Origin of the sequence: Streptomyces endocoffeicus (genome assembly GCF_016741935.1) — a bacterium.
Lineage (GTDB): Bacteria > Actinomycetota > Actinomycetes > Streptomycetales > Streptomycetaceae > Streptomyces > Streptomyces endocoffeicus.
In genome coordinates this window covers 169,988-182,631 of sequence record NZ_JAERRG010000020.1, presented here as the reverse complement: position 1 = coordinate 182,631, position 12,644 = coordinate 169,988, and the positions used below count along the sequence as shown (strand labels likewise).

Annotated in this window: 3 protein-coding genes; all 3 read left to right on the top strand. The window is 72.9% G+C overall.

Features of this window, described 5'->3' with window-relative positions; all coding sequences use genetic code 11:
- The first annotated feature begins 145 nt into the window (after positions 1 to 145).
- The 3 genes from JK364_RS37380 to JK364_RS57165 all read left to right on the top strand — a co-directional run bounded on the left by JK364_RS37380 (position 146) and on the right by JK364_RS57165 (position 12,644).
- Positions 146 to 1,303, top strand: a complete 1,158-nt coding sequence (locus JK364_RS37380; protein WP_201855834.1) for an aromatic ring-hydroxylating oxygenase subunit alpha — start codon at positions 146 to 148, stop codon at positions 1,301 to 1,303.
- Positions 1,300 to 2,766, top strand: a complete 1,467-nt coding sequence (locus tag JK364_RS37375) for an aldehyde dehydrogenase family protein (RefSeq protein WP_201855833.1) — start codon at positions 1,300 to 1,302, stop codon at positions 2,764 to 2,766. Before JK364_RS37380 ends, JK364_RS37375 begins: the two co-directional genes overlap by 4 nt.
- 245 nt (positions 2,767 to 3,011) lie before the next feature.
- The gene (locus JK364_RS57165; protein WP_201855832.1) at positions 3,012 to 12,644 is read left to right on the top strand and encodes an Ig-like domain repeat protein; all 9,633 of its coding nucleotides are present in this window, start codon (positions 3,012 to 3,014) and stop codon (positions 12,642 to 12,644) included.

Here is a 12,644-nt window from a genome sequence, read left to right as displayed (position 1 = left end):
CCGAGCACCGCCGTTGACACCGGGCGCCGCGAGAGCGGGAAACGACCGCTTGGCGGCCCGCTTGGCACTCACCGGTGACACCGACCACCCCATCGAGCTCTTCGACCCCCGCCGGCCGACCGCCGCGACCGCCTGAGGAGAACCCATGACTGTGGCTCCCGAGTCCCCCGCCATCACGCCCCCCAGTCTGCTCGCCACTCTCCCCGGCCACTGGTACACCGCTCCCGGGGTCTTCCGCCGGGAGCAGGAGCACCTGTTCGAGGCCATGTGGTTCTGCGCGGTGCGCGGGGCCGATCTGGACCGGCCGGGTGCCTTCCGCACCGTGCGGGTCGGCCGGGAGAGCGTGCTGATCACCCGCAACCGGCGCGGTGAGGCGCGGGCGTTCCTCAACGTCTGCCGCCACCGCGGCGCCCGGCTGTGCACCGAGGAGTCCGGTACGGTGCGGCGCTCGCTGCAGTGCCCGTACCACGCCTGGACCTACGATCTGGACGGCCGGCTCACCGCCGCCCCCAACCTATCGAAGATGCCCGATGTCGACCGGGTCGAGCGCGGACTGATTCCGGTACGGCTTCGCGAATGGCTCGGCTATGTCTGGGTCTGCCTGGCCGAGGAGCCACCATCGTTCGAGGAGACGGTCATCGGGGCGGTGGCCGAGCGACTCGGCGACACGGACTCCGTGGAGCGCTACGGCGTGGCGGGGCTGGCGCTGGGCCGCCGGATCTCCTACGACGTCGAGGCCAACTGGAAGCTGATCGTCGAGAACTTCATGGAGTGCTACCACTGCGCCACGATCCACCCCGAACTCACCGAGGTGCTCCCGGAGTTCGCCGACGGCCTGGCGGCGCAGTACTTCGTCGGGCACGGCGCGGAGTTCGCCGAGGAGGCCCAGGGGTTCACGGTGGACGGCAGCGAGGGGTTCGACCGGTTCGCGGGGATCGCCGATGAGCAGGACCGCCGCTACTACGCGATCACGGTACGGCCGCAGGTCTTCCTCAATCTGGTCCCCGACCATGTGATCATGCACCGGATGTTCCCGCTCGCCCCCGATCGCACGCTGGTCGAATGCGATTGGCTCTACGCACCCGAAGTGGTGGCGTCCGATCGGGATCTGTCGAAGTCGGTGGAGCTGTTCCACCGGGTCAACACCCAGGACTTCGACGCCTGTGAGCGCACCCAGCCCGCCATGGACTCCCGCGCCTACCGCGACGGCGGGGTGCTCGTCCCCAGCGAACACCACATCGGCGCCTTCCACCGATGGGTGACCGACCATGTCCCGACCCCGGAAGCGGAGGAATGCCCGTGACGGACCTCTTCATCGGTGGCCAGTGGACCGGCGCGATCGACGAGCGCACCCGGGAGATCCGCTGCCCGGCCGACGGATCGCTGGTGGCGGTCGTCGACGAGGGCGGCGGCAAGGACGCGGCCGAGGCGGTGGCCGCCGCCCGGCAGGCATTCGACCAGGGGCCCTGGCCCCGTACCCCGGTCGGGGCGCGCGGCGATCTGCTGCTGCGCGTCGCCGCCCTGGTCGAGCGCGACAAGGCCGCGCTCGCCCGCGCCGAATCCCTGGACACCGGGAAGCGCCTGGCCGAGAGCGACGTCGACATCGACGGTGTGGCGGCGTGCTTCCGCTACTACGGACAGCTGGTGCGCACCGAGGCGGACCGGGTCGTGGACACCGGCAGCGAGCACGCCGTCAGCCGGGTGGTCTATGAACCGGTCGGGGTCTGCGCGCTGATCACGCCGTGGAACTATCCGCTGCTGCAGACCGCGTGGAAGGTCGCGCCCGCGCTCGCCGCGGGCAACACCTTCATACTGAAACCCAGTGAGCTCACCCCCAGCACCGCGATCGCCCTGATGCGGCTGCTGGCGGAGGCCGGACTGCCGGACGGAGTGGCCAATCTGGTGCTCGGCCCGGGCGCCGAGGCCGGGGCCCCGCTCACCGACAACCCCGATGTGGACATGGTGTCCTTCACCGGGGGCCTGCGGACCGGGCGCCGGATCATGGCCGCGGCCGCGGGCACGGTCAAGCGGACCTCACTGGAACTGGGCGGCAAGAACCCCAATGTGGTCTTCGCCGACGCGGACTTCGACACGGCCGTGGACTACGCGCTCACCGCGGTCTTCCTCCACTCCGGGCAGGTCTGCTCGGCCGGGGCCCGGCTGCTGGTGGAGGACCCGGTGCACGACGCCTTCGTCGAGGAGGTCGTGCGCCGGGCCCGCCGGATCCGGCTCGGCGGGCCGTTCGACGAGCGGGCCCAGACCGGCCCGCTGATCTCGGCCGCGCACCGGGCCAAGGTCGAGGCGTATGTGGCGGCCGGGCTCGCGGAGGGCGCCCGGCTGCGCTGCGGTGGCGCCCGCCCCGACGATCCGGTCCTGGCCGACGGCTACTACTTCCTGCCGACCGTCCTCGACCGCTGCCACAGCGGGATGTCGGTGCTGGCCGACGAGTCCTTCGGGCCGGTGCTCACGGTGGAACGTTTCGCCGGTGAGGACGAGGCGGTGCGGCTGGCCAACGACACCGTGTACGGGCTCGCCGGGGCCGTATGGTCCGGCGACGAGGAGCGGGCGCAGCGGGTGGCCTCGCGGCTGCGGCTGGGCACCGTCTGGATCAACGACTACCACCCGTGTCTGCCGCAGGCGGAGTGGGGCGGGTTCAAACAGTCCGGAACCGGGCGGGAGTTGGGGCCCAGCGGGCTCGCGGAGTACCGGGAGGCCAAGCACATCTGGCGCAATACGCGTCCGCGTCCGCAGGGTTGGTTCGCCTGACCGGGGGAGCCATCCGGCTCCGGGTCCGGGTCGGGACGGCGGGGCGTGGCGTGGCGTGGCGGCGGGGCGGAGCATGGTGGCGGGGCGCGCGCGCTGCGCCATTCGGGTGAGCCGCGGTCAAGGACATTGCCCGGCTCCCACCGGAATGGGTTACTGAAATCCGTCCGATTCCGGTGGGCTGCCCATCCTTTCCGGCGGAGTGGAAGACGCCTTGCCAGATCGGAGCCGTCATGCCCTGTCGCCCGTTGGGACTCATCCTCGTCACCGATCCCGGTGAGAACTGCATCGCCGTCGTGGATCCGGAATCCCACAGGCTCGTGCCGACGCTCAGCGCGCCGATCCCGCTCCCGGCGCGGAGCATGCCCGACCGGCTGGTGGTGCGCACCGCGCTCGACCGCCTCGACGCGCCGGCCGTCCTCCACCGCGGCACCCTGACGGGTCCCCTCCCCGGCGATCCGGACCGGCCGGTGCTCCCCGGGGCGCGGACGGGCCTCGACGCCGTTCGCCCCCTGGGCACGTACGAGCTCTTCAACCAGTTCGCCGGGATCTTCCCCGATCAGGGCCCGTACAGCGGCGGGACGCTGGTGACCGTCATCGGCAGCCACTTCTCGGGCACCACGGACGTGTTCTTCGGCACCCGCCGGGCGGCGAGCTTCTCCGTCCTCGACGACCAGACGATCGTCGCGGTGAGCCCCTCGGGGACGGGCTCGGTCCCGGTGTATGTCACCACCCCGGGCGGCACGGCCCCCATCGGCTCGTTCTTCTACCTCCCCTGGCCCACCCTGACCGGCATCACGCCCGTCGCCGGACCGCTCGGCGGGGGCGGCATCGTCGAACTCACCGGCGTCAATCTGAGCACCGCGCGGGTGGTGCACTTCGGCGACTCCGTCGCCCACCCCACCGCCGTCTCCGACCAGCACCTCCTCGTGACCGCTCCCCCGGCCTCGGGGCCCGGCACCGTTCCGGTGTACGTCATCACCGTGGGCGGGGTGAGCAACCGGCTGCGCTACACCTACGCCGCCGTGCCGGTCGTCACCGACGTCAGCCCGACCACGGGGTCCACGGCGGGCGGCGAGCCCGTCGTCCTGACCGGCACCGGGCTCAGCCATGTCACCGCCGTCACCTTCGGCGGTGTCCCCGCCACGTCCTTCGGGTCGATCTCCGACACCGTGCTGGTCGTGGTGACGCCCCCGAACGTGCCCGGCCCCGCCGACATCACCGTCACCACCGCCGGGGGCAGCGTGACGGTTCCGGACGGCTTCAACTACGTGGCGCCGTCCACCACGACCGTCACCTCCGCGCCCGACCCCTCCGTCGTCGGCCAGCCGGTGACCTTCACCGCCGTGGTGGCGGGCGTTCCGCCCACGGCGGGCACCCCCACCTCCACCGTCACCTTCGACTTCGGCGACGGAAGCCCGACCGTGGCCGTCTCCCTCACGGGTGGCACGGCCACGGTCGGCCACACCTACGCCGCACCGTCGATCGCCCCGTACGCCGTCACGGCCGAGTACGGCGGCGATCTGTACTTCACGGCCTCGACGGGCACGGACACCCAGACCGTCGGCCAGGCGTCGACCACCACCACGGTGAACTCCGCCCCCGATCCGTCCGTGCCCGGACAGCCCGTCACCTTCGTCGCCCAGGTGGCCCCCGCGCCGCCCGGAGCCGGTGCGCCGACCGGGACGGTGACGTTCGACTTCGGCGACGGCACCCCGGCCGTCACCCAGCCGCTGGCGAACGGTGCGGCGACCGTGACCCACGCCTACACGGATGTCTCCGGCAGCCCGTACCCGGTCACCGCCACCTACCACGGCGACACCAACTTCACGCCCGCCACGGGGACGGACACCCAGATCGTCGAGCAGGCGGCGACGGCCACCGCGGTGAGCACCGCACCGGGTCCGTCCGTCGTCGGCCAGCCGGTGACCGTCACCGCCACGGTCACGGCGGTCTCCCCGGGGGCGGGAGCACCGACGGGCACGGTCACCCTCGACTTCGGCGACGGCACCCCGACCCTCACCCAGCCCGTACCCGCGGGCCAGGCGACAGCCACCCACACCTACACCGACACCACCGGCAGCCCCTACACCGTCACCGCCACCTACAACGGCGACACCAACTTCACCGCCTCCACGGGGACGGACCTCCAGTCGGTGGGGCGGTCCTCGACCGCGACCGCCGTGTCCTCCGCACCCGATCCTTCGGCGGTGGGCGAGCCCGTGACCGTCACCGCCACGGTCACGGCGGTCTCCCCAGGGGCGGGCACCCCGACGGGCACGGTCACCCTCGACTTCGGCGACGGCACCCCGACCCTCACCCAGCCCGTATCCACGGGCCAGGCGACCGCCACCCACACCTACACCGACACCACCGGCAGCCCCTACGCCATCATCGCCACCTACAACGGCGACACGAACTTCCTGACGTCCCTCGGCACCGACTCGCAGACCGTCCAGCGGGCCGCCACCGCGACCGCCGTGACCACCGCGCCCGACCCCTCGGCGGTGGGCGACCCCGTGACCTTCACCGCCACGGTCACGGCCGTGCCGCCCGGCGCGGGCACCCCGACCGGGACGGTCACCTTCGACCCCGGGGACGGCACCCCGCTCCTCACCGCGCCCCTCTCCGGTGACACCGCGACCGCCACGTACACCTACACCGACACCGCGGGCAGCCCCTACACGGTCACCGCCACCTACAACGGCGATGTCGATTTCACCGCGTCCAGCGGCACCGACGTCCAGACCGTCGAACCGGCCACCACCGCCACCGCCCTGACCTCCGTGCCCGACCCGTCCAGCGTGGGGCAGTCCACGACGTTCATCGCGAAGGTCACCCCCGACACCCCGGGGGCCGGTTCGCCCACGGGCACGGTGACGTTCGAGTTCAGCGACAGCACGCCGCCCGTCACGGCGCCCGTGGCCGGCGGCACGGCCACGGTGGCCCACACCAACCCGGAGTCGGCGACCACGTACACGGTCACGGCCACCTACAGCGGCGACACCAACTTCCAGCCGTCCTCGGCGACGGACGGCCAGCAGGTCGTCCAGGGCGTGTCGACCACGGTGCTGACCGCCTCGCCGTCCCCCTCGGTGACCGGCGAGACGGTGACCTTCACCGCGACCGTCGCGGCCGCGCCCCCCGCCTCCGGCACCCCGGCCGGCACGGTCACCTTCGACTTCGGCGACGGCATCGCGCCCGTCGCCCTCCCCCTCACCGGCGGTACGGCGACCACGGATCACGCCTACACCACCGCGGTCGGCAGCCCGTACACGGTCACCGCCACCTACGACGGCGACGCCAACTTCGTGGCGTCCGTCGGCACCAAGCTCCACACCGTCGACCCGGCCGCGACCGCCACCACGATCACCGCCACACCCGACCCGTCCGTCACGGGCGAGCTGGTCACGGTCACCGTGGCCCCCACCGGGCCCGGCGCGGGCACCCCGACCGGACCGGTCACCATCGACTTCGGCGACGGCAGCCCGCCGGTCACCGCCCAGCTCGTGGCCGGTTCGGCCACGGTCACGCATGCCTACGCCAGCACGGCCGGCAGCCCCTACACCATCGCGGCCGAGTACGGCGGCGACGCCGACTTCGCCCCGTCCGAGAACACCCTCGTCCACGCCGTCGCACCGGCCGCGACCACCACCGTCGTGACCTCGTCACCGACTCCGTCGGCGGTGGGCCAGACCGTCACGCTGATCGCGCGGGTGGCGCCGGTGCCGCCGGGCGCGGGCGCGCCGACCGGCACCGTGACCTTCGACTTCGGCGACGGCACCACGACCGCCACCACGCCGGTCGCCAACGGCGTGGCCACGACGACACACGCCTACATCTCGACCGCCGGCAGCCCGTACACCATCACCGCCGCCTACAGCGGGGACGACAGCTTCGCCACCTCCACCGGCACAACCGTCCAGCAGGTGGAGATGAACGTCTCGGCCACCGCGACGACGGTGAGCACCACCCCGGACCCGTCCGTCATCGGCGAGGCGGTGACCGTCTCCGCGACCGTGACGGTCCTGCCGCCCGCCGCGGGCACCGCCACCGGCACCGTGACCTTCGACTTCGGCGACGGCAGCACGACCGTCACCGTCCCGCTCACCGGCGACACGGCGACGACCAGCCATGCCTACGCCTCGACGGCGGGCAGCCCGTACACGATCATCGCCACCTACAGCGGGGACGACGACTTCACCGGGTCGACCGGGCTGGACATCCAGACGGTCACCCCGGCCTCGTCGTCCACGACGCTGAGCTCCGCGCCGAATCCGTCCGTGACGGGCCGGCCGGTCACCTTCACCGCGACCGTGGCGTCGGGGCAGCCGGGCGCGGGGACCCCGCCCTCCACGGTGACCTTCGACTTCGGCGACGGCGGCCCGACGGTCCGGGCACCCCTGACCGGCGGAACCGCGATCGCCGTCCACGCCTACCCCCACACCGCGGGCAGCCCGTACACGGTCACCGCCACCTACGACGGGGACGTGAGCTTCACCGGATCCACGGACACCCTCACCCAGACCGTGAACCCGGCGGCCACCGCCACCACCGTCTTCTCCTCGCCGGACCCGTCCCAGGTCGGCCAGCCCGTGACCGTCACCGCCAACGTGGCGGTCGTCGCCCCGGGTTCGGGCACCACCAACGGCACCGTCACCTTCGACTTCGGCGACGGCACTCCGCCGGTCACCGCCCCCAGCGTGGCCGGAGTGGCGGCGGTCACCCACGCCTATCCGGGGACGTCCGGCAGCCCGTACACCATCAGCGCCACCTACGGCGACGACGGCGACTTCGCGCCCTCCACCGGCACCGACACCCACACCGTCCATCCGTCCTCGACCACCATCACGGTGACCGCCGATCCCGATCCGTCGGTGGTGGGCGAGGAGGTGACCGTCACGGCGACGGTCACCCCGGTGCCGCCCGGGGCCGGGGTGCCGTCCGGCGCGGTCACCTTCGACTTCGGCGACGGCACGCAGGCGGTCGACGTGCCCCTGACCGGAGGGGCCGCCATCCTTTCGCACGCATACCCGAGCAGGCTCGGCAGCCCGTACACGATCACCGCGACATACGGCGGCAGCGACGACTTCCGGTCCTCGGTGGACACCGAGGACCAAACCGTCCTGCAGTCCGCGACGACCACCACGGTGAGCTCCGCGCCGGAGCCGTCCGTCGTGGGCCGGCCGGTCTCGTTCACGGCGACCGTGGCGCCCGTGGCACCGGGCGGGGGCTCGCCGACCGGGACGGTGACGTTCGACTTCGGCGACGGCAGCACCCCGGCCGCGACCCCGGTCGTCGACGGCCTGGCGACGGCCGTGCACGCCTATACGACCGCGGCGGGCAGCCCGTACCCCGTCACCGCCACGTACGGCGGCAGCCCCGACTTCACGGGCTCCGGCGACCTCGTCACCCACTCCGTCGGCCGGGCCCTCACCACCACCGCGGTGGTCTCGGCGCCGGATCCGTCGGTGGCGGGCCAGCCGGTGACCATCACCGCCACCGTCTCGGCCGTCGCACCAGGAGCCGGAACCCCCACCGGCACCGTCACCTTCGACCCCGGCGACGGCAGCCCGGCCCTCACCGCGCCCATGACCGCGGGCGTGGCCACCGTCACCCACGCCTGGGCCGACACCTCGGGCAGCCCGTACACCATCACGGCGAACTACGGCGGCGACTCCGACTTCACCGCCTCCACCGGCACCGACACCCAGACCGTCGCCCCGGCTTCCACCGACACCGATGTGACCTCCTCGCCCGGTCCCTCGGTGACGGGTCAGCCGGTGACCATCACCGCCACCGTCTCGGCCGTCGCACCAGGAGCCGGAACCCCCACCGGCACCGTCACCTTCGACCCCGGCGACGGCAGCCCGGCCCTCACCGCGCCCATGACCGCGGGCGTGGCCACCGTCACCCACGCCTACACCGACGCCTCCGGCAGCCCGTACACCATCATCGCCACCTACGACGGCGACGCGGACTTCCGCACATCCCTCGGCACCGACATCCAGACCGTGGGCCGCGCCTCGACCACCGTCGCCGTCAGCGATCTGCCGGAGCCGTCGGTCACGGGCCAGCCGGTGACGTTCCTCGCGAGGGTGGCGCCGGTCGCCCCGGGCGCGGGCGCGCCCACGGGCACGGTGACCTACGACTTCGGCGACGGCACGCAGACGGTCGACGTCCCGGTGACGGACGGTGTGGCGACGGCCGCTCACACCTACGCGACCGCGGCGGGCAGCCCGTACACGGTCACCGCCACCTACGGCGGGGACGCCCACTTCATCGGCTCGGTGAAGACGGAAACGCATAGCGTCGAGCGGGCGTTGTCGACGACGGCGGTGGACTCGTCGCCGAATCCGTCGGTCACCGGCCAGCCGGTGACCGTCACCGCCACCATCGCGGCCGTCGCACCGGGAGCCGGAACCCCCACCGGAACCGTCACCTTCGACTTCGGCGACGGGACGGGGGCCGTCACTGCGCCGGTCACCGGCGGGGTGGCGACCACCACCCACGCCTATCCGATCGCCTTCGACAGTCCGTACACCATCACGGCGGACTACAGCGGCGACGCCGACTTCACCGCGTCCGCCGGCACCGCCACCCAGACCGTGCACCCGGCCGCGACCATCACCACGGTGACCTCGGCCCCCGACCCCTCGGTGGCCGGTCAGGCGGTGACCATCGGCGCCACCGTCGCACCGGCGGTACCGGGGGACGGCATCCCCACCGGCACCGTCACCTTCGACCCCGGCGACGGCGGCCCGGCCGTCACCGCGCCGCTCGTCAACGGGGCGGCGAGCGTCACCCACGCCTACCCGAGCACCTCCGGCAGCCCGTACACCATCACCGTCTCCTACAGCGGCGACGCCGACTTCACCGCCTCCATCGGAACCGACACCCAGACGGTCGGTCAGGCGGCCTCCGCCACTTCCCTGGTCACCTCTCCGGACCCGTCCGTGGCGGGCGAGCAGGTCACCTTCACCGCCAGGGTCGCCGCCGCGGCCCCGGGGGCGGGCAGCCCGACCGGCACGGTCACCTTCGACTTCGGGGACGGCACGCCGACCGCCACCGCACCGGTCAGCGGCGGGGTGGCCACCGTGGCCCACCCCTACGCGACCTCGGTCGGCAGCCCCTTCGCGGTCACCGCCGCCTACAGCGGCGACGCCGACTTCGCGCCCTCCACCGCCACCGGGACGCACACGGTGTCGGCGAGCGCCGCCACCACATCGACCACCGTGACCTCCTCCCCGGACCCCTCGGTGACCGGCCGGGCGGTGACCTTCACCGCGACCGTGGCACCGACCCCGCCCGGTGCCGGGGTCCCCACCGGCACGGTGACCTTCGACTTCGGCGACGGCAGGCCGACCGCCACGGCGTCGCTCTCCGCCGGGGTGGCGACCGTGGTCCACTCCTACACGACCGCGGTGGGCAGCCCGTACACGGTCACCGCCACCTACAGCGGGGACGTCAACTTCAGCTCCTCCGCGGGCACGGACACCCAGACGGTCGCCCCGGCGTCCACGACCACGACGGTGGCCTCCGCGCCCGATCCCTCCGTGGTCGGGCAGCCGGTGACCCTCACGGCGACGGTGGCCCCCATCGCCCCGGGGGCGGGGGTGCCGACCGGCACCGTCACCTTCGACTTCGGCGACGGCTCCCCGGTCGCGTCGGCGCCGCTGGCCAATGGGGTGGCCACGATCAGCCACGCCTATACGACCGCCGGCGGCTTCACGGTGACCGCCACCTACGACGGCGACCCCAGCTTCCTCTCGTCCAGCGGCACCGACACCCAGACCGTGCACCAGGCGGCCACCACGACGGCGGTGGTCTCCGCGCCGGATCCCACGGTCAGCGGCCAGCCCGTCACCCTCAGCGCGACGGTGGTGCCGATCGCCCCGGGGGTGGGGGTGCCGACCGGGACGGTCACCTTCGACTTCGGCGACGGCACGCCGACCGCCACCGCGCCGCTCGCCGACGGCCTCACATCCGTCACCCACTCCTACGCGGGGACCTCCGGCAGCCCGTACACCGTGACCGCCACCTACAACGGGGACACCGACTACACGGCGTCCAGCGGCACCGATGTGCACACGGTCAACAGGGCGGCCACCACGACGGCGGTGTCCTCCTCGCCCGACCCCGGCGTCACCGGGCAGAGCGTCACCCTCACCGCCACCGTCACCCCGGTCGGGCCCGGCTCCGGAACGCCCACCGGCACCGTCACCTTCTCCTTCGGCGACGGCACACCGGCCGCCACGGCGCCGGTCGCCGGGAGCGTGGCCACCATTACCCACGCGTACAGCACCGCCGCGGGCAGCCCCTTCACGGTCACCGCCACCTACAACGGCGACACCGGCTTCGCGCCCTCCACCGGCACCGACACCCAGACCGTCAACAAAGCGGCCACCACCACGACCGTCGCCTCCTCCCCCGACCCCACCGTCACCGGCCAGACCGTGGCCCTCACCGCCACCGTCACCCCGGTCGGGCCCGGCTCCGGAACGCCCACCGGCACCGTCACCTTCTCCTTCGGCGACGGCACACCGACCGCCACGGCGCCCGTCGCCGGGGGCGTGGCCACCGTCACCCACGCCTACGCGGGGACCTCGGGCAGCCCGTACACCGTCACCGCCACCTACAACGGGGACAACGGCTACACCTCGTCCACCGGCACCGACACCCAGACGGTCAACAAGGCGGCCACGACGACCACCGTCGCCTCCGCGCCTGACCCCAGCGTCACCGGCCAGACCGTCACGCTCACCGCCACCGTGGCATCGGTCCTCCCCGGCGCCGGAATCCCGACCGGGACGGTCACCTTCTCCTTCGGCGACGGCGCACCGACCGTCACCGCGCCGCTGTCCGGCGGCACGGCCACCACCGCCCACGCCTACACCACCAGGACCGGCAGCCCCTACCCGGTCACCGCCACCTACAACGGCGACACCAACTACACGGCCTCCACCGGCACCGACAGCCAGACCGTGGGCCGGGCGGCCACCACCACGACCGTGGTCTCCGCGCCGGACCCGTCCGCGACCGGGCAGTCGGTGACCCTCACCGCCACCGTGGCATCCCTCTCCCCCGGCGCCGGAACCCCCACCGGCACCGTGACCTTCAGCTTCGGCGACGGTACGGGCAACAGCACCGTGACCCTCTCCGGCGGCGTCGCGACCGTCAACCACACCTACACCACCAGGACGGGCAGCCCCTTCCCCATCACGGCCACCTACAACGGGGACACCAACTTCAGCGCGTCCAGCGGCACCGACACCCAGACCATCAACAACAAGGCCGCGACCACCACCACGGTGACCTCGACCCCCGACCCCTCGGTGGTGGGTCAGTCGGTGACCATCAGGGCGACGGTCTCGTCCGCGTCCGGCACCCCGGTCGGAGCGGTCACCTTCTCCTTCGGCGACGGCACCAACACCGCCGTGGGCATCCTCTCCGGCGGCATCGCGACCGTCACCCACACCTACACGACCACCACCGGGAGCCCGTTCACCATCACGGCCACCTACAACGGGACCGAGAACTTCGCCACGTCCAGCGGCACCGACACCCAGACCGTGAACAAGGCGGCCACCACCACGGCCGTGGTCTCCTCCCCGAATCCCTCTCTGGTGAGCGATCCGGTGACGGTCACCGCGACCGTGTCCCCCGTCGCCCCCGGTACGGGGACACCCACCGGGACCGTCACCCTGGCCATTACCAATCGCACCCCCCAGGTGGTGACGCTGGTGAACGGCACCGCCTCCGCGACGTTCAACCCGCTGCAGAAGGGGACGCATACCGTCACCGCCAACTACAACGGCGATGTCAACTTCGCGGCCTCCTCGGCGTCCATCACCCAGACGGTGAACACCGGTTCGGGCTAG

Bases quoted from the DNA above. Each gene is read 5' to 3' on its own strand.
- JK364_RS37380 (WP_201855834.1), top strand. From the start codon at position 146: ATGACTGTGGCTCCCGAGTCCCCCGCCATCACGCCCCCCAGTCTGCTC.